Origin of the sequence: Ascidiaceihabitans sp., from assembly GCF_039986515.1 — a bacterium.
Classification (GTDB): Bacteria; Pseudomonadota; Alphaproteobacteria; order Rhodobacterales; family Rhodobacteraceae; genus Ascidiaceihabitans.
In genome coordinates, this window is record NZ_JBDWQO010000007.1 from 1183585 (window position 1) to 1200226 (window position 16642).

21 protein-coding genes and 1 tRNA gene are annotated in these 16642 nt (G+C 55.8%); 10 read left to right on the forward strand and 12 right to left on the reverse strand.

Annotated elements, in window-relative coordinates; translation table 11 throughout:
• Positions 1–70 precede the first annotated feature (70 nt).
• Positions 71–3085 carry an ABC transporter transmembrane domain-containing protein gene (locus ABJL60_RS08515; protein WP_348373845.1) on the forward strand — a complete coding sequence of 1005 codons (3015 nt, stop codon included), beginning with the start codon at positions 71–73 and terminating at the stop codon, positions 3083–3085.
• 12 nt (positions 3086–3097) lie between these two features.
• Here the strand turns inward: ABJL60_RS08515 and ABJL60_RS08520 are convergent, their stop codons facing one another.
• The 6 genes from ABJL60_RS08520 to ABJL60_RS08545 form a co-directional block, all read right to left on the reverse strand.
• Positions 3098–3892, reverse strand: coding sequence for a substrate-binding domain-containing protein (locus ABJL60_RS08520; protein WP_348373846.1), 795 nt, complete (start codon positions 3890–3892; stop codon positions 3098–3100).
• Positions 3889–4599: an ATP-binding cassette domain-containing protein gene (locus ABJL60_RS08525; RefSeq protein WP_348373847.1), complete on the reverse strand. Its 711-nt coding sequence runs from the start codon at positions 4597–4599 to the stop codon at positions 3889–3891. The genes ABJL60_RS08520 and ABJL60_RS08525 overlap by 4 nt, the downstream gene beginning before the upstream one ends.
• Entirely contained in the window at positions 4593–5297 is a 705-nt protein-coding gene (locus ABJL60_RS08530) for an ABC transporter permease (protein WP_108827890.1), read from the reverse strand. Before ABJL60_RS08530 ends, ABJL60_RS08525 begins: the two co-directional genes overlap by 7 nt.
• A 138-nt stretch (positions 5298–5435) precedes the next feature.
• Positions 5436–6293, reverse strand: a complete 858-nt coding sequence (locus tag ABJL60_RS08535; protein ID WP_348373848.1) for a tryptophan 2,3-dioxygenase family protein — start codon at positions 6291–6293, stop codon at positions 5436–5438.
• Positions 6294–6397: 104 nt separating this feature from the next.
• Positions 6398–7330, reverse strand: coding sequence for an aminotransferase class IV (locus ABJL60_RS08540; protein ID WP_348373849.1), 933 nt, complete (start codon positions 7328–7330; stop codon positions 6398–6400).
• Between the two features lie 80 nt (positions 7331–7410).
• Positions 7411–7650, reverse strand: a complete 240-nt coding sequence (locus ABJL60_RS08545) for an Lrp/AsnC ligand binding domain-containing protein (protein WP_108830051.1) — start codon at positions 7648–7650, stop codon at positions 7411–7413.
• Between the two features lie 128 nt (positions 7651–7778).
• Between ABJL60_RS08545 and hisB the strand changes: the two genes are divergently transcribed.
• Together hisB and hisH are read left to right on the forward strand one after the other, a co-directional pair.
• A complete protein-coding gene (gene hisB, locus ABJL60_RS08550; protein ID WP_348373924.1) occupies positions 7779–8366 on the forward strand; it encodes an imidazoleglycerol-phosphate dehydratase HisB in 588 nt (195 codons plus the stop codon).
• Positions 8367–8369: 3 nt separating this feature from the next.
• A complete protein-coding gene (gene hisH / locus ABJL60_RS08555; RefSeq protein ID WP_348373850.1) occupies positions 8370–9008 on the forward strand; it encodes an imidazole glycerol phosphate synthase subunit HisH in 639 nt (212 codons plus the stop codon).
• Between the two features lie 110 nt (positions 9009–9118).
• On the opposite strand, the gene ABJL60_RS08560 is transcribed toward hisH, so the two are convergent.
• The gene (locus ABJL60_RS08560; protein ID WP_348287277.1) at positions 9119–9502 is read right to left on the reverse strand and encodes a DUF2147 domain-containing protein; all 384 of its coding nucleotides are present in this window, start codon (positions 9500–9502) and stop codon (positions 9119–9121) included.
• Positions 9503–9651: 149 nt separating this feature from the next.
• Between ABJL60_RS08560 and hisA the strand changes: the two genes are divergently transcribed.
• The 4 genes from hisA to ABJL60_RS08580 are packed head-to-tail and all read left to right on the forward strand — an operon-like array spanning position 9652 to position 11818.
• Positions 9652–10371, forward strand: coding sequence for a 1-(5-phosphoribosyl)-5-[(5-phosphoribosylamino)methylideneamino]imidazole-4-carboxamide isomerase (hisA, locus tag ABJL60_RS08565; RefSeq protein ID WP_348373851.1), 720 nt, complete (start codon positions 9652–9654; stop codon positions 10369–10371).
• A gap of 5 nt (positions 10372–10376) precedes the next feature.
• The gene (locus tag ABJL60_RS08570; protein ID WP_348287273.1) at positions 10377–10706 is read left to right on the forward strand and encodes a hypothetical protein; all 330 of its coding nucleotides are present in this window, start codon (positions 10377–10379) and stop codon (positions 10704–10706) included.
• Between the two features lie 48 nt (positions 10707–10754).
• Positions 10755–11516 (forward strand): imidazole glycerol phosphate synthase subunit HisF, encoded by a 762-nt coding sequence (hisF, locus tag ABJL60_RS08575; protein ID WP_348287271.1) that lies wholly within the window; start codon positions 10755–10757, stop codon positions 11514–11516.
• The gene (locus ABJL60_RS08580) at positions 11513–11818 is read left to right on the forward strand and encodes a phosphoribosyl-ATP diphosphatase (protein WP_348287269.1); all 306 of its coding nucleotides are present in this window, start codon (positions 11513–11515) and stop codon (positions 11816–11818) included. The genes hisF and ABJL60_RS08580 overlap by 4 nt, the downstream gene beginning before the upstream one ends.
• Positions 11819–11911: 93 nt before the next feature.
• Here ABJL60_RS08580 and ABJL60_RS08585 read toward each other — a convergent pair whose 3' ends face one another.
• The 3 genes from ABJL60_RS08585 to rlmB all read right to left on the reverse strand — a co-directional run bounded on the left by ABJL60_RS08585 (position 11912) and on the right by rlmB (position 13712).
• Positions 11912–12379 (reverse strand): CoA-binding protein, encoded by a 468-nt coding sequence (locus ABJL60_RS08585; RefSeq protein ID WP_348373852.1) that lies wholly within the window; start codon positions 12377–12379, stop codon positions 11912–11914.
• A 230-nt stretch (positions 12380–12609) separates the two neighbouring features.
• Positions 12610–12924 (reverse strand): hypothetical protein, encoded by a 315-nt coding sequence (locus ABJL60_RS08590; RefSeq protein WP_348373853.1) that lies wholly within the window; start codon positions 12922–12924, stop codon positions 12610–12612.
• A gap of 11 nt (positions 12925–12935) precedes the next feature.
• Positions 12936–13712, reverse strand: a complete 777-nt coding sequence (rlmB, locus tag ABJL60_RS08595) for a 23S rRNA (guanosine(2251)-2'-O)-methyltransferase RlmB (protein WP_348373854.1) — start codon at positions 13710–13712, stop codon at positions 12936–12938.
• A gap of 120 nt (positions 13713–13832) precedes the next feature.
• Here rlmB and ABJL60_RS08600 point away from each other — a divergent pair.
• Positions 13833–13916: transfer RNA gene (locus tag ABJL60_RS08600), tRNA-Tyr, on the forward strand.
• A 113-nt stretch (positions 13917–14029) separates the two neighbouring features.
• On the opposite strand, the gene ABJL60_RS08605 is transcribed toward ABJL60_RS08600, so the two are convergent.
• Positions 14030–14395, reverse strand: a complete 366-nt coding sequence (locus ABJL60_RS08605) for a helix-turn-helix domain-containing protein (RefSeq protein WP_348373855.1) — start codon at positions 14393–14395, stop codon at positions 14030–14032.
• 125 nt (positions 14396–14520) lie between these two features.
• Here ABJL60_RS08605 and ABJL60_RS08610 point away from each other — a divergent pair, with 125 nt between their 5' ends.
• A complete protein-coding gene (locus ABJL60_RS08610; RefSeq protein WP_348373856.1) occupies positions 14521–15162 on the forward strand; it encodes an NAD(P)H-dependent oxidoreductase in 642 nt (213 codons plus the stop codon).
• A 48-nt stretch (positions 15163–15210) separates the two neighbouring features.
• Here ABJL60_RS08610 and ABJL60_RS08615 read toward each other — a convergent pair whose 3' ends face one another.
• The gene (locus tag ABJL60_RS08615) at positions 15211–15465 is read right to left on the reverse strand and encodes a hypothetical protein (protein ID WP_348373857.1); all 255 of its coding nucleotides are present in this window, start codon (positions 15463–15465) and stop codon (positions 15211–15213) included.
• A gap of 34 nt (positions 15466–15499) precedes the next feature.
• Between ABJL60_RS08615 and ABJL60_RS08620 the strand changes: the two genes are divergently transcribed.
• Complete coding sequence (locus ABJL60_RS08620; RefSeq protein WP_348373858.1) at positions 15500–16639, forward strand: pyridoxal phosphate-dependent aminotransferase; 1140 nt, start codon at positions 15500–15502, stop codon at positions 16637–16639.
• Positions 16640–16642: the final 3 nt, after the last annotated feature.

A 16642-nucleotide genomic window follows, 5' to 3' on the forward strand; every position in this document is an offset into this window, starting at 1 on the left:
CTTGTTAAGTTTTCGCAGGGTCACACGTGGGGATGGCGGCCCGGACGCCTGTTTTGGCGCAAGATATGAATTGGACGATCCCATCGACCGCACGATCTTTGCCTTCATCTGGAAACACTCCAAACGCGATCAACTGGTGTTGTTGGCGGTGACGCTGACGCTGTTTCCGCTGCTGTACCTGACGTTGGAGCTGCCCAAGCGGATCATCAACGATGCCATTGGTTCTGGTGAAAGCCGCATTGAGGCCTATGGGTTTACGTTCACACAGATTGAATACCTGTGGCTGTTGTGTGGTGCATTTTTGCTGGCGGTGTTCGCGCATGGCATTATGAAAATGCGCATCAACACCATGAAAGGTGTGTTGGCAGAACGGCTTTTGCGCCGCTTTCGCTATTCGCTGATTGCGCGCATCCTTCGCTTCCCACAACCCTATTTCGAACGCACCAGCCAGGGCGAACTGGTGTCGATGGTCACTGCCGAATCCGAACCTATGGGCGGGTTAATGGGCGACGCTGTCGCCCAACCTGTGCTGCAAGCAGGGCAAATGCTGACCATTTTGGGGTTCTTATTTCTGCAAAGCTTCGCCTTTGGTCTGGCGGCTTGCGCCCTGATCCCGTTGCAAGCCTGGCTGATCCCAAGGCTGCAAAAGCAGATCAACCTGTTGAACAAAAAACGCGTCATTCAGGTGCGGGCCTTGGCTGCCGAAATCGGTGAAGGGGCCACAGGGGCTGCTACATTGCGCCTGAACCACGGTTGGCGTTACCGGATGGCGATGATCACGGACCGGTTGGGCCGGTTGTTCGAAATCCGCTTTATCATCTTCCAAAAGAAATTTTTCATGAAGTTTATCAATAACTTCATTACACAACTGACGCCCTTCCTGTTCTTTTCAATCGGCGGCTATCTGGTCATTCAGGGCGACGTGACATTGGGGGCTTTGGTTGCGGCCCTTGCCGCCTACAAAGACCTGTCCAGCCCGTGGAAAGAGCTGTTGGCCTACTACAACCAATCCCAAGACATGCAGTTGCGCTGGGAAACGATCACCGAACGGTTTGCCCCCACAGGCATGATCGATGAAGCGCTTTTTGACGGAGAACCCGACACCATGGTCAGCCTGAACGGGGACATCACGTTGGACAGCGTGACGGTGCGCGACGAAGACGGCAATCCGGTGCTTGAAGACATTTCGGCCACGTTCCCCAAAGGCTCTACCATCGCAATCGCAGCCCCATCCGAGGAAGACCGTCGCGCCCTATCCGCCGTTTTGACCCGCGAGGCCATGATAAGCGCAGGCAAGATCACCATGAACGGGCATGATCTGGCACAATTGCACCAAAGCACCTTGGCGGCACGCATCGGGCACGCCACGTCGCGCCCTGTGATGTTCATGGGCAGCTACGGCGAAAACATCATGATGTCGGTTAAAAACCGGCCTCTTGGTGCCGCGGAAACGTCTGCGTTTGCCGCTGAATCGGGACGGGCAGGCAACAGTCTGGATATGCTGGACTGTGATTGGGTCGATCCCGCCGTTGCAAGCGTTGGCAGCACCAAAGATTTGCGGGAATGGTGGTATGAACTGGTTCAGGGGTTGGGCACCGCCGGGGCCTTGGCCCGCCGCGCCATGGACCAAAGCTATGACCCAACCGCGCACCCGAACCTGTCCCAAGCCCTCATTGATCTGCGCCCCAAAGTGCGCGACGCAATCATCGCGGCAGGACTGGACCGCTACGTTTCTGCGTTCGATCCCGATGCCTACAACCCCAGCCTGCCCATCGGGGAAAATCTGTTGTTTGCAACACCACGCATCGTTTTGACGCCGGATATTCTGGCCGAAAAGCTGGAATTTCTGCGCAGCCTGAATGAAATGAATTTGGGCGAAGACCTGTTGATGCTGTCACGCGATTTGATCGAGTTGTTGCGCCAGATTTTCGGCCCCGGAGGGTCCGACCACCCGTTGTTCCGCAAACTGGGAATAACCGTCGACGTCTACGATGCCGCTGTGGATCTGGTCCGCCGCACCGCCCCTGGCGACAAACTGACGGATCAGGAAATGGCCCTTCTGCTCAGCGTGCCGTCTTCGATCTCGGCGGAACAAATCGGCCCCGCCTTCCCCGAAGAAATCAAGGCCCGTGTTTTGTCGATCCGGCAATCCCATGGCGAAACCCTGCGCCACCAGATGGAAGATCTTTACGCCCCCATTGCGCCCGACGCCCATGTGATGGGTCTAAGTGTCTTGGAAAATGTGCTATACGGTAAACTTTCTGACGCGGCCGGCCCCCGCGGTGAAGACCTGCGCGGTGTTGTCGCCGAGGTGCTGGACGCGGAAGGTGTCAGCCCCCTCGTCTTGCAGCTTGTGTTTGATTTACCCATCACATTGGGCGGCGCGAACCTGTCTGCCATGTTCTCGGAACCCTTGGCTGTCACCCGCGCCACAATCAAGCGCCCTGACATCGTCATTTTGGAAAAAGTCCTGACCAGCTTTGGTCCTGAAACCCACATAAAGCTGCGCGAAAACCTGCGTGACTTGTTGCCTGGCGCCTTGCTGATTTTTATCGACGATACATTCGACGATGCATCGAATTTTGATGTCCACATCGAAGTTCAAAATGGCCGTCTTGTCGGCAGTGAGATCACCAGCGAAGATGGCAAAGACAGCGATGTGGGTGCCGATCTGGCCCGCAAGGTTGCTGCTTTGAAATCTGCGCCGATGTTTGCCGATTTGGCCGCAAAGCAGTTGCGCCTGCTTGCGTTCGGGGCGCGGTGGTACACAGCCCAAAACGGCGAATATGTGTTCCACAAAAATGACGCCCCGGATGACGGCGCTTATATGATCATTGACGGCGAAGCAGAGCTGCTGCTGCCAGAGGACGGTGCGCAGGACAAGCTGATTGCGACAGTGGGCACGGGTGCGCTGGTCGGCGAATTGGGTCTGATCCGGCAAGAACCGCGCGCATTGGACATGCGCGCCAAAGGCGAGTTGCATTGCCTGCGCATCGGGGTCGAAGAATTTTTGGCCGTTGTCGAAAATGACGCCGCCACGGCCTTCAAATTGCTGCAGATCGTAGCCGGCTATGTGAGCACTTAGGCTCAGGACCCATCAATCCGCGTTGAACTTAAACAGGTGTTCGCCACCAATCTGGTAGCCGTCGATCAGCATTTGTGCGGCGTCCGACACCAACCATGTCTCTAGTTTTGCGGCCAGATCAGCCTGCACATGGCCATGTCTGGACTTGCTAACGGGCAGATACGCATATTGATTGAATAGCACCGGATCCCCCGCAAAAAGCACAGCCAGATCGCCTTTGTTTGCGAAGTTTAGCCAACTGGCACGGTCTGCCATAATATAGGCTTTCATGCCTGATGCCGTGTTCAATGCAGCGCCCATGCCCGCCCCCACGGCGCGGTACCATGTGCCGAAATCCTGCACATCCTGTCCGGACGCGTCCCAAAGCGACAGCTCCCTTTTGTGGGTGCCGCTGTCGTCGCCACGGCTGACAAACGCCTTTTCGCTTTCGGCAATCCGGGTCAGGGCTTGGGCCACAGACGGCGCATCTGCGATACCCGCAGGATCATGTGCGGGCCCAACAATCACAAAATCATTATACATGATTTCACGGCGGTGCGGGCCGTATCCTTCGGCGACAAATGCCTCTTCTGCGGGTTTGGAATGGACCAGAATCGCATCCACGTCCCCTGCCTGCCCCAATCGCAGCGCTTGACCGGTGCCTACGATCAACAAGTGCACGGTGATGCCGGTGTCTTGTGCAATGGCAGGCAACAGCACCTCTGACAGGCCCGAGTTATGAAATGACGTGGTCACCGCCAACTTCAGATCGTCGGCTGCGACAGAACCGGCCATCAAAGCCAAACACACAGAAAACGTTTTTATCATTCAACGATATCTCCTTGCAGAAAAGCCCGTGCCTGGGGCGTTTTTGGCGCTTCGAAAAACGCGGTGGCAGGCCCATATTCCAAGACCTTGCCGTCCAGCATAAACACCACGTCCGACGCCAGACGACGGGCCTGCCCGATATTATGGGTGGACATGATAATACGCGTGCTTTGGGTGTGCGCACCCGTCAGCAGTGTTTCGATCTCGCGGGTGGCCGCCCCATCCAGACTGGCGCAGGGTTCATCCAGAAACAAAACATCCGGGTCACGGATCAAAGCCCGTGCCAAGGCCAGTTTTTGCTTTTCGCCGCCCGACAGGCGCGGCGCGGATTGCTGCATCTGATCCTGCAGGCCGATGCGGTGCGCCCAGTCTTTTGCTTCCGCCTCGGCCAGGGATTTTGGTATTCCGGCCAGGGTCTGGGGATAAACCAGATTGGCCAAAACAGAACGGCGCATCATGACTGGCGTTTGAAACACAAAAGCCTGCGCATCCAACCTATGATCTTGCGCCCATGCGATCTGGCCTGACGCCACGCGTTCCAACCCGTGCAGTGTCCGCAACAAAGTGGTTTTCCCGGCCCCGTTCGGGCCAAGCAGAATAGTCACACCCGTTTGGGGCAGCGCCAGATCCACAGGACCCAACACCATCTGGCCGCGTTTTCTGACGCACACAGAATGTAATGAAACCAACGGATGTGCCATCACCATTTGCCCTCGCGTTCTGTCTTGGACACAAAATGGATGGCGATGTTCACCACCAGCGCAAGCCCGATCAGAATAAAACCCAAGCCCAGCGCCAAAGCGAAATCACCCTTGCCCGTTTCCAACGCGATCGCCGTGGTCAACACGCGGGTCGCATGGTCAATGTTTCCGCCCACGATCATGATGGCGCCCACTTCCCCTATGGCCCGTCCAAACCCTGCCAAAGACGCCGTGATCAAGGCCCGTCGCCCATCCCACAGCAGCGTCTTGATGCGCTGCCAGCGGGTCGTGTTCAACGATATCAACAGGTCATGGTATTCAGCCCACAAGTCACGTGTGGACTGGTGCGCGATGGATGCAATCAGGGGCGCAATGATGATGACTTGGGCGATAATCATCGCTGTTGGCGTAAACAACAGACCCAAAACGCCAAAAGGACCGGACCGCGACAACAGCAGGTATACGAACAACCCCACCACGACGGGCGGCAACCCCATCAACGCATTCAGAACGGCAATGGCAAAGCGGCGATACCGAAAACGGCGCACCGCCAGCCATGCCCCAAGCGGCAAGGCAATGGCGGAAGCAATCAGCACCGCGGTCACGGTGACATGCAAAGATCGCAGCGCGATCTCGATCAGGTCCGCATCCAAGGAAACAACCAGCCAAAAGGCGGCCGCTATCCCTTGTCCTATCTCACCCATGATTTTGGTCCGTTGTGGCGCACAGGCAAGTCTGCGCTTGCCCTTTGGTCCTTGTGGATGTCGCACGGGCACGCATCCCGTGCAATCGCACAGCCGTCATATCACTTACCGAATGCGGCAAAGAACGGAGCCTATCGGCTACAAAGCACCTCTTAAATGCCACAGCTCGGGGAACAATTCGACTTCAAGCATGCGGCGTAGGTATTTGACACCGCTTGTGCCCCCCGTGCCCCGCTTGAAACCGATGATGCGTTCCACCGTGGTGACATGGTTGAACCGCCAGCGCCGAAAGTAATCTTCCAGATCCACCAGTTTCTCTGCCAGCTCGTACAGCATCCAGTGTTTTGCAGGGTCTTTGTACACTTGCGTCCATGCTTTAACCACGCTGTCGTCGCTTTGGTGTGGTTGATCCATGGCAAAGACCGCGGCATCAAAGCGCACATCAAGCGCCCCTTCCAACATCCGCAGCGCCACATGGTAAATCGAGGGCTGCGTCAGCTCATATTGCAGCATCTTGTGCAGGTCGGTGCGATGTTCATGCACTTTCATCATCGCCTGATTGCGGTTGCCCAGCATAAATTCGATCAAGCGATATTGATGTGACTGAAAGCCCGACGACGCGCCTAAATCCTCCCGAAACGTGGTGTAATCGCTGGGCGTCATAGTGCGCAGAACATCCCAGGCGTTGTTGAGTTGTTCAAAGATACGCGCCACGCGGGTCAGCATCTTGAACACCTGATCGGCATGGCCCTGCAGCATCAGTTGGCGGGCCGCGTCCAATTCATGCAAGATCAATCGCATCCAAAGCTCGGACGTTTGATGCTGAACAATAAAAAGCATTTCGTCATGGGCTTGCGACAAGGGTTTGGCAGCACCCAGAATGCCATCCATTCCAAGGTAATCACCATAACTCATGTCCTTGGCAAAGGACATCTGAGCCCCTTCAGCGGCGGGATTGTAGGCGCTTTGGCGGGGGTCTTCGGGGGCGTCGGCCATGGCAAATTCCTTTCGAATTTGGGGCCAGTTTATGCCTTGACGCAGATTACTTCAAGCATGAAGCTTTAGGCGTGAAGCAAGTACACGGATGCTCTTTCTTGGACTTAAACCGCAGCGCTTTGCGCCTGAATGTCCTGCGTGATTAAGTCCTTGTAAAGCTCTCTGATCCGCGCTGTGACGGGTCGATGGCCATCACCGATGGGTTTACCATCAATCTCTGCCACAGGGGTTTGCGCCCCAAACGTGCCGGTCAAAAAGGCTTCATCCGCGCCATATGCCTCATACAGCGAGTAGTTTTTCTCAAAAACTGGAATGTCGTTGGCGCGGCACAGATCTATGACCTTCTGGCGGGTGACACCGTTCATGCAATAGTCCCCCGTCGACGTCCAAACAGCCCCCTTGCGCACTATGAAAAAGTTGCAAGCGTTGGTGGTGTTCACAAACCCATGGGGGTCCAGCATCAGCCCCTCGTCGGCCCCCGCCTGTTCGGCTTGCAAACAGGCAATGACACAGTTCAGCTTGGAGTGGCTGTTGTACTTGGCGTCCTGCGCCATAGGCAAACCGCGCACTTGGGGCACTGTAGCCAAGCGGATGCCTTTGGATTGCAGGGCATCTGCGGGTTTGGAATGCTCCATAATGATGACCAGCGTGGGGCCAGAACGGCTGAGCGACGGATGCTGGAAAGGTTTGACCTTTACGCCGCGGGTCAGCATCAGGCGGCAATGCACATCGGTGTGCATGTCGTTGGCACGCGCCGTTGCGGTCAAAGCCTCCATGATGCCCGCGCGGTCCATGCCAACATCCAGTGAGACGGCTTTGCAACTGTCAAAGAAGCGGTCCATGTGATCATCAAAGAACGACCAAACCCCGTCATACAGGCGCATACCTTCCCACATGCCATCCCCCAGCATAAAGCCGCTGTCGTAGACCGACACTTTCGCGTCGTCGCGGTGCACAATATCACCGTTGACGTAGATCTTGATGTCGTTGTTGCGGGCATCTTCCAGCGCGTCATGGGTGGTATGTGTATCGGTCATGTAGGTCCCTTGGACAGGTGGTGGGCTGAAGCCCACCTTACGAGGTCAAAATCGTAAGGTGCACCTTGGTGCACCCCGCCTTAAAAAGCTTTGAACGTCATGGTCGTCAAAGACCGTTCGATCCCAACAATATCCAGCAAATGATCGTTGATGTATTTCCCGACATCTTCGTCACTTGGAATGTAGGCTTTCATCAGCAAATCATAGTCGCCGGATGTCGAATACAGCTCTGAATGAAATTCGCGTAGCGCAATATCTTCCGCGACTTTGTAGGTCGATCCGGGTTTGCAACGGATCTGGATGAATACACAGGTGCTCATGGGATACTCCTTCAAGCTGTTGCCCATTGCTGACACATCCCCCCAAGGGGGCGCAATCCCAAAGGCTGCATCTTGGCGCGGACGCACAACCTGCCTATAAGCGGGCCAACACCAGCCGGAGAGCCGATATGCGCCAAGCCACCATCACCCGCACCACCGCTGAAACCGAGATTTCAGTGACCGTCAATCTTGACGGCACAGGGATCTACGACAACCAGACCGGTGTCGGCTTTTTCGACCACATGCTGGACCAGCTGGCGCGCCATTCCCTGATCGACATGACGATCCGCGCCAAAGGTGACACCCACATCGACGATCACCACACCGTCGAGGACACAGGTATCGCCCTTGGACAAGCCCTGACCCAAGCCTTGGGCGACAAGCGCGGCATCGTGCGGTACGGCAGTTGCCTGTTGCCCATGGACGACGCCCAAGTGCGCTGTGCGCTGGACTTGTCGGCACGGCCCTACCTGATCTGGAATGTGGATATGCCAACCCAGAAGATTGGCGCCTTCGACACCGAACTGGTGCGTGAATTCTTCACAGCGCTGGCCACCCACGGCGGCATCACCTTGCATATCGACATGTTGCACGGCTTCAACAGCCACCACATCGCCGAAGCCACGTTTAAATCTGTGGCCCGCGCCCTGCGTCAGGCTGTCGAAGTGGATCCACGCAAATCGGGCGATATCCCTTCCACCAAAGGGGCGTTGTAGGCGATGCTCACGGCCATCATCGACTACGAAAGCGGCAACTTACACTCTGCCCACAAAGCCTTTGAACGCATGGCACGCGAATTGGACGCGGGCGAGGTTGTCGTAACATCGGACGCCGATGTTGTCGCACGCGCCGACCGCATTGTTCTGCCCGGAGACGGTGCGTTTCCGTCCTGTCATGCGGCGCTTACCGGCACGGGTGGGCTCTTTGAGGCCATGAAAGAGGCCGTCGAACAAAAGGGGCGCCCGTTTCTTGGAATTTGCGTTGGCATGCAGCTGATGGCCACATGGGGACGTGAGTATCAAAACACTGCCGGCTTGAATTGGGTCGGCGGAGAAGTCGTAGAAATCAAACCCGACAGCGCGTCTTTGAAGGTGCCTCATATGGGGTGGAATGATTTGATCATCTCGCACCCACATCCGGTTCTGGACGGGGTCACATCCGGCGACCACACCTATTTTGTACACTCATTCCACTTTAAGGTAGACGACCCCGCACAACGGCTGGCCTATGTGGACTATGGCACCGATGTCACCGCGGTCATCGGCCGCGACACAATGCTTGGCATGCAGTTTCACCCCGAAAAAAGTCAAGGGGTCGGTCTGCGTATGATCGGGAATTTCTTGCGCTGGGCGCCTTAGCCGCCCCGCGCAAACTGAAACAGGCCCGATCTAAACAGGCCCGATTTTAACAGGCCTGATTTTAACAGGAAGGTGCGCCAAGGCGCACCTTACCCCAACACGAAAGCTGTTTAGTTCACACGCGTCCATGTCTGTTTTTTGCAAATTGGGCCAACGCACCCGGACACTTTCAAAGAATTGCCCGACAAAGACATCTTGGATTTGTAGACCTTATCCGTGGACGGCTGCCAGATTTTGCCCGACGCGTAATACCCGTCACCTTTAGGCACCATCGCCCAAACCAGTTTGCGCCCGACATTGGCTGTCTGGATTGGCCCACTTGCGTCAAACGCTTTGGCGATTGTGCCGCACACTTTGTCACCGCATTTCGCCATTTTGATATGGGCATAGTTGCCATCGTCCACTTGGGTTTTCCATGTCCCCAATACGGGATCCGCCAATGCGCCCCCTGCCAGTCCAAGTGTCAGCGCTGCAGTTGCTATAATAGTTTTCATGTTCGTCCTCCCATTTGCCCCACAGCTTCCCTTAAGTGTCCCCATCTGGCAAGCCTGACCTAAGGTCGCGCTGCACATGTGGCCCCGCGTTGCAAATCGGGCTGGGTCGTGCATAAAGCGGCCTATCATCATCACACAAGGCGCATCCTATGATCCTGTACCCTGCCATCGACTTGAAAGACGGCCAAGCCGTGCGCCTTGTACATGGCGACATGGACCAAAGCACCGTGTTCAACGACGACCCCGCGGCCCAAGCCCGTGCTTTTGTAGAGGCTGGGTGCGAATGGCTGCATCTGGTTGATCTGAACGGCGCTTTTGCAGGCACGCCAGTGAATGCGGCCCCGGTCGAAGCGATCCTGAAATCCTGTCCCGTTCCTGCCCAGTTGGGCGGTGGCATCCGCGATATGGCCACCATCGAAGGATGGTTGGACAAGGGGCTGGCGCGGGTCATCCTTGGAACGGTTGCTGTCGAAAACCCGAATCTGGTGCGTGAAGCGGCCCGCGCGTTTCCGGGCAAAGTGGCGGTGGGCATCGACGCCAGAAACGGTAAAGTGGCGACCAAAGGCTGGGCCGAAGAAACCGATGTCATGGTCACGGACCTTGCAAAATCGTTTGAAGACGCAGGGGTTTCAGCCATCATTTACACAGACATCATGCGCGACGGCGCCATGGGGGGGCCGAATATCGACGCCACAGCACAGTTGGCGCGGGCCGTCTCTATCCCCGTCATCGCCTCGGGTGGTGTGTCGTCGTTGCAAGATTTGACACAGCTGAAAGACACCGGCGTCATTGCCGGCGCCATCTCTGGGCGCGCGCTTTATGACGGGGCGATTGACCTGAATGCGGCCCTCACCGCCTTGAAGGGGTAAGCCGCATGTTCACGGTCTTTGGATTGATGGCCCCTTGTCTGGCCGCACTTGGATTGGCGCGATTTGCCAAAAGCCGGATTGCGGCGCGCTTGCTCATATCGGGGGGACTGTATTTCCTGATCGTACTCTTTTTGTCGGTATTGTTTGGCAATCAATGCATTGGCGGGTCCTTGAACGGGTTCACAGAATGCACACCGTCGTTTTTAACACCTGTCGCGCAAACCCTTGCCGGACCTCTGTTGATCTCATTCTTGGGGTACCTTTTTGTCGGGCCCGCAATTCTGACCGTGGCTGCGATTTTCGAATTTCTCAATCGGCGGGCGCAGGTCCAGTGATGGTCCAAGGCCCTTCCCCCGCCCCCAATTCCAAGCGATAATGCGCCCATGTTGAAAACCCGTATTATTCCCTGCCTTGATGTCGCTGACGGTCGTGTCGTCAAAGGCGTAAACTTTGTCGGCTTGCGCGACGCAGGCGATCCCGTGGATGCAGCCCGCGCATATGACGCAGCCGGCGCTGACGAACTTTGTTTTCTGGACATTCATGCGACCCATGAAAACCGTGGCACGATGTTCGACGTTGTGACGCGCACCGCTGAGCAATGCTATATCCCGCTGACGGTGGGTGGGGGCGTGCGCACAACTGCAGATGTGCGTGACTTGCTTTTGGCGGGTGCTGACAAAGTCAGCTTCAATTCCGCCGCCGTGGCAAATCCCGATGTGCTGGCAGAGGCCTCAGACCATTTTGGCAGCCAATGCATCGTTTGTGCCATCGACGCCAAAACAGTAAGCCCCGGCAAATGGGAAATCTTCACGCACGGCGGGCGCAAAGCCACGGGAATAGATGCCGTGGAATTCGCACGTACAGCTGCGGCCAAGGGGGCGGGCGAAATCCTGTTGACCTCCATGGACCGCGACGGCACGAAACAAGGCTTTAACCTGCCTTTGACCCGCGCCATTTCCGATGCCGTTACAATCCCTGTTATCGCCTCCGGAGGCGTGGGAAATCTGGATCATCTGGTGGATGGTGTGACCAAAGGCGGGGCATCTGCTGTGCTGGCGGCCTCCATCTTTCACTTCGGCGATTACACCATACAAGAGGCCAAACAACACATGGCCGACGCCGGTATCGCGATGAGGCTGACATGACGCTGCAAGACCTGTTCGAGACGATTCAATCGCGCAAAGACGCGGATCCTGCGTCAAGCTGGACGGCACAATTACTGGCCAAAGGCCCGGAAAAATGCGCTGAAAAATTCGGGGAAGAAGCCATCGAAGCGATTATCGAAGCTGTGAAAGGCGACCAAAAGAAACTCGCATCCGAAGCCGCTGATGTGATGTATCACTTGATGGTTATGTTGGCGGCGTGTGATGTGACGTTGGAAGACGTCGTCACAGAATTGGCTGGTCGCCAGTCACAATCAGGGCTCACCGAAAAAGCCAACCGCTGACGGCGACTTTTTTGTCTTATTTGCGAAAAAACCGCGGGGGGCGTCCACAGATCGGGGGGCAGCGCCCCCAAAGCCGTTGTTTGCACCAGAAAATCAAAGCTTGGAACTGATCACTCCGGTCGCGAATCCACCCTGCCGCAATTCTCCGAACAGGCGTTGATATTCAATCTTTGGACACCGGTTTTGGATCACTGCGACACCACGCGCTTGCGCCAATGCCGCGGCCTCGGCGTGTTCAACGCCAATCTGCATCCAGATTGTTTTCAGGTCAGCAAAACACGCCAATGCTTCGTCTACAATCTCGGGTACAGCTTCAGAGCGGCGGAAAATATCAATCATATCAACCGGTTTCTCGATATCGCTCAGGGACCCGACAACCGTTTCACCCAAAAGTGTCTTACCGGCATGGCCGGGATTTACAGGCACGATGGTGTATCCTTTTAGCCCAAGATACCGCGCCACAAAATAGCTGGGGCGTACTGGGTTCATCGACACCCCCACAATTGCAATGCGCTTGGAGCTTTGCAGAACAGTCTTCAAAAACGAGTCAGTGTAAGTCATGGAGAATCTCTACACGTAAAACCACGCAGAAAAAAGCGCCCACAGGCCAAAGCCCGGGGCGCATAAAGTGCGGAACGAGGGACAGTAATGCACCTTCGGGTGTTCCAATCCCGCGTGCTGTAAGTTGCACATATGATGTTTTGTGCGCCTTAAAAGACCCTCGACGGATTGTGTGAACAAAGCGCTAATTTTCGGCGAGTTTTTGCCGAAAATCTCAAGCGCAAAATGCACTAATCAAAAATATCCTCAACAAAATCAACAGCCTCTTCGAGAAAGTCTTTGAAAAAGCTTTTACGCTTTTTTGACTTCTTCTTTTTGGACGGCTTTTTCTCGGATTTGTGCGACTTCACAGGTTTCGGCGACCGCACCGCACTGGGCCGCACCAATTCACGGTCGCCCGCCTTGACCACTGGCAAGCGTTTCAGATCATGCAAAGGTGCCCCGCAACTGCTGCACATCAACTCGTGCCGCCCAGAGTTCTTCAACACCAGCGCCGCGCGTGTGCCGCAATAGCAGCATGTCATGATCTTCGTTGGATAGCCCAAATACCTGTCTCCTAGCCCCTGTTTTGAGACGCATATAGGGCCAAAGCCGCAGCATTTGAGACGTTAAGCGATCCAAATGCACCAGATGCGTCAATCCGCACCAACATATCGCATGTTTCTTTGGTCTTTTGACGCAATCCTGGCCCTTCGGCCCCCAAAACCAAGGCAACGGGGCGGTCCTGAACACCGTCCACGGCCGCTTCGATGGTTTTATCGGCCTCGCCATCCAGACCCAGCACCAGATATCCCATGCCCTGCAACGCCACGATGGCATCCGACAGATTGCGCACCCGCAAATAGGGCTGGCGTTCCAACGCGCCGCTGGCCGTTTTTGCCAAAGCCCCTGTTTCAGGGGCTGAATGGTGGCGCGTGCCAATCACGGCGGATGCACCAAGCACTTCAGCCGACCGCAAGATCGCGCCTACGTTGTGCGGGTCCGTCACGCGGTCCAACAAAATTAAACGCGGCGCATCCCGCCCGATGGCCACATCATCCAGACGCCCCCAATCCAGCGGCTTGACCTCTAACGCGGCCCCCTGATGCACGGACCCCGGATCAAGAGGTGCGTTGAATTTGCGTGGATCCACCAACTCGGGCGTCATTCCCGATGCCGCAATCGCATCTTCCAGCTTGTTTTGCGCATTCAGCGTCACAATCAAACGCAACCGCTTGCGCGCGGGGTTCATCAAAGCATCGCGCACGGCATGCAAACCAAACAGCCAAACCGTCTCGTTCGCTTGCGCTTTTTTGCCCTGTTCCTTCTCAACAACCCACTTTGGTTTTTTCATAAAATGCACCTTTATATTGATGCCACGCCACGTATGCGCATTTCGCGCAATTTCCGTCTTGACGGGCCTTTAGGTCGCTTGTAATCACGCCCTCACGTCAGACGCAACGCGTTAGACAGTGGGCGACAGGCCGCAAGGTGTGGCAGGGGACTGTAACTCCCTCGCGGAGACGCACGCCTGGTTCGATTCCAGGGTCGCCCACCATCTCTTAAACAAATCCAACAGCCGCCTATGACCATCAACGCTGGCAGCTTCGAAGGCCACCTCCAAATCAGTCGTTGCGGTTAAATACGGCCAATATGCCCGCAAACCATCGTTTAGGTGCTGGTCGTTTCATCATAAGTTGCGCGGGCCGCGTCTATGGTCGCCAAATTTCCAAGCGCCCATTGCCCGAGTGCCGCAACAGGTTGGCGAAACGATTCTCCCAATGGGGTCAGGTTGTATTCCACCTTGGGCGGAATAGTCGGATGGTATGTGCGGTTGACCAGGCCATCGCGCTCCAGCTCTTTTAGCGTCAGGCTTAGCATCCGCTGCGAGATCCCCAAATTACGCTTCAGCTCATTGAAGCGCAGCGTTCCATATTGGGCCAACGAAATGATGACCAGAACACTCCAGCGGTCCCCGACACGCGAAAGCACTTCGTTGATACGTTTGCAATCAGGGCAGCCCTGTTCGTCTAGCATGGTGGTTCCTTCTTTGTGACCAAGGTCTATTTTTGTGCCTTCTTGCGGCCCATGTCGGTTCTGAATACATCGTTAGTATAAAATGTATACCGCACACACCCTGTGCCAGCAATAGGACTGTTTATATGACAAAAAGTACCCTGATCGAGCAATTGAACTGGCGCTATGCGACCAAAAAGATGGATCCCGCCAAATCTGTCCCCCAAGAAAAGCTGGACATCATCCTTGAGGCAATTCGTATGGCCCCAACGTCAAGCGGCACGCAGCCCTTCGAGATCATCGCGGTCACCAATCCCGACGTTCTGGCCAAAATCCAAACGGCAGCTGGTGATCAGGCACAAATCACGGAAGGATCGCATCTTTTGGTCTTTGCAGCGTGGGACACCTACACGGCAAACCGCATCGATGAAGTGACCGACCTAAACGTGGCTGCACGTGGCGACTTGCCTATGTTGAACGCCTATTATGACAATCTGAAAAACAGCTACGTGCCACGCGACGCCGAGGTGAATTACGCCCATGCTGCCCGCCAAGCCTATATCGCGTTGGGTATTGCCCTTGTCGCCGCCGCAGAACAAGAAGTCGACAGCACACCGATGGAAGGATTCGATCCAGCCGCAGTGGACGATATTCTGGGCTTGAAGGCACGTGGGTTGCGCTCTGTTGTTTTGTTGCCTTTGGGATACCGCGACCCGACAGCCGACTGGTTGTTGCCAATGGGAAAAGTGCGCAAGCCAGCCGAAACTATCGTCTCTCACGTTGATTGAATTTCCGTAAAATAGACAGCGACCGGGCCGAAAATTGGCGCGGTCGCCTTAAACGTCTTGCCCGCCCTTTGCGCGGTGCGCCTTCAAAACTATGTCGGCAATTGCAATATCATGGGCTGCGATCCCGGTCAGGTCGGCGATGGTGATGTGGCGATCCCCCGACACCTGCGGAAAAGTAATATGCCCAACAGGGGGCAGATTTACCTCACCACGGCTTGTAGAACAAAAAACATCGCGGATGGCGGCGGCCGCCGCGGGCAAATCGATTAGGTCTTCGATTTGGTGTCGATCCAAGATAATCATACGGTGTTGCCCTTTCCTGAAAGCCCCTTTGATAATGCCCACATTGCCTGACTTTCGCCTAGAGACCCACTTTGAAAAATGGGAATTCAAAGCCCGCTATCATATGACGGCATCAGATGCCGAAAGCCTGTCTTTGTGTGATCTACTGGCGATGGCCACCCCGCAAGAACGCGAATCCTTTGAGGGCATGTGGCTGGGATACACCGAAACCTACGGCGCCCCTGACCTGCGTGAAACCATCGCCACCACCTACCAGCGCCAGACTGCGGATGACGTCTTGTGTTTTGCCGGGGCCAGCGAAGGCATCTTTGCCGCCAACAACGTGATTCTTGACCAAGACAGCCACGCCATTGTCGTCACACCAAATTACCAAAGCCACGAAACCCTGCCCCTTGCCATTTGTGACGCCACGGGCGTGCCATTGGACCCCGACGACAACTGGTCTTTGGACATTGACCGCATCAAAGCCGCCATTCGGCCCAACACCAGTCTGGTGACAATCAATTTTCCGCACAATCCGACCGGTGCCATTTTGCCATTGGACCGCTATCTGGCGTTGGTTGATCTGTGCCGCACCCACGGCATCTACATCCTGCACGACGAAATTTTCAACGGCCTGGGTCCGTCCGACGCCACACATTTGCCCTTTGTCGCCGACATCTATGAACGCGGATTGTCTTTGGGTGTGATGTCCAAGTCCTATGGTTTGCCGGGGTTGCGCATCGGATGGATCGCCTGTCAGGACCATGAAGTCCTGTCCAAGATGGAAAGGATGAAACATTATCTGTCCATCTGCAATTCTGGTCCAAGCGAACGTCTGGCGCAAATCGCGCTGACGCACCGCGCCGCCTTGCTGCAACGCAACTGCCAGATCGTGGACGAAAACTTGCCCAAATGGGACGCCTTCTTTGCGCGTCATCCCGATCTTTTCGACTGGCACCGCCCGGATGGGGCCTGCATGGGCTTTCCCAGATACAAAGGGCCGGAAGGCGCACAAGAGTTCTGCCGCGCCCTTGTCGAAGACAGTGGGGTTCTGTTTTTGCCCAGCGCAATTTACAGCTCTGACCTTGGCCCCACCCCCACAGATCGCTTTCGGTTGGGGTTCGGGCGCAAAGGTCTGGATGAAGGTTTGGCGGCACTTGAAGCACATGTGATGAAAAGTAAGCCAAATTAGGCA

Bases quoted from the DNA above. Each gene is read 5' to 3' on its own strand.
- ABJL60_RS08520 (WP_348373846.1), bottom strand. From the start codon at position 3,892: ATGATAAAAACGTTTTCTGTGTGTTTGGCTTTGATGGCCGGTTCTGTC.
- ABJL60_RS08525 (WP_348373847.1), bottom strand. From the start codon at position 4,599: ATGGTGATGGCACATCCGTTGGTTTCATTACATTCTGTGTGCGTCAGA.
- ABJL60_RS08530 (WP_108827890.1), bottom strand. From the start codon at position 5,297: ATGGGTGAGATAGGACAAGGGATAGCGGCCGCCTTTTGGCTGGTTGTT.
- ABJL60_RS08535 (WP_348373848.1), bottom strand. From the start codon at position 6,293: ATGGCCGACGCCCCCGAAGACCCCCGCCAAAGCGCCTACAATCCCGCC.
- ABJL60_RS08540 (WP_348373849.1), bottom strand. From the start codon at position 7,330: ATGACCGATACACATACCACCCATGACGCGCTGGAAGATGCCCGCAAC.
- ABJL60_RS08545 (WP_108830051.1), bottom strand. From the start codon at position 7,650: ATGAGCACCTGTGTATTCATCCAGATCCGTTGCAAACCCGGATCGACC.
- hisB (WP_348373924.1), top strand. From the start codon at position 7,779: ATGCGCCAAGCCACCATCACCCGCACCACCGCTGAAACCGAGATTTCA.
- hisH (WP_348373850.1), top strand. From the start codon at position 8,370: ATGCTCACGGCCATCATCGACTACGAAAGCGGCAACTTACACTCTGCC.
- ABJL60_RS08560 (WP_348287277.1), bottom strand. From the start codon at position 9,502: ATGAAAACTATTATAGCAACTGCAGCGCTGACACTTGGACTGGCAGGG.
- hisA (WP_348373851.1), top strand. From the start codon at position 9,652: ATGATCCTGTACCCTGCCATCGACTTGAAAGACGGCCAAGCCGTGCGC.
- ABJL60_RS08570 (WP_348287273.1), top strand. From the start codon at position 10,377: ATGTTCACGGTCTTTGGATTGATGGCCCCTTGTCTGGCCGCACTTGGA.
- hisF (WP_348287271.1), top strand. From the start codon at position 10,755: ATGTTGAAAACCCGTATTATTCCCTGCCTTGATGTCGCTGACGGTCGT.
- ABJL60_RS08580 (WP_348287269.1), top strand. From the start codon at position 11,513: ATGACGCTGCAAGACCTGTTCGAGACGATTCAATCGCGCAAAGACGCG.
- ABJL60_RS08585 (WP_348373852.1), bottom strand. From the start codon at position 12,379: ATGACTTACACTGACTCGTTTTTGAAGACTGTTCTGCAAAGCTCCAAG.
- rlmB (WP_348373854.1), bottom strand. From the start codon at position 13,712: ATGAAAAAACCAAAGTGGGTTGTTGAGAAGGAACAGGGCAAAAAAGCG.
- ABJL60_RS08605 (WP_348373855.1), bottom strand. From the start codon at position 14,395: ATGCTAGACGAACAGGGCTGCCCTGATTGCAAACGTATCAACGAAGTG.
- ABJL60_RS08610 (WP_348373856.1), top strand. From the start codon at position 14,521: ATGACAAAAAGTACCCTGATCGAGCAATTGAACTGGCGCTATGCGACC.
- ABJL60_RS08615 (WP_348373857.1), bottom strand. From the start codon at position 15,465: ATGATTATCTTGGATCGACACCAAATCGAAGACCTAATCGATTTGCCC.
- ABJL60_RS08620 (WP_348373858.1), top strand. From the start codon at position 15,500: ATGCCCACATTGCCTGACTTTCGCCTAGAGACCCACTTTGAAAAATGG.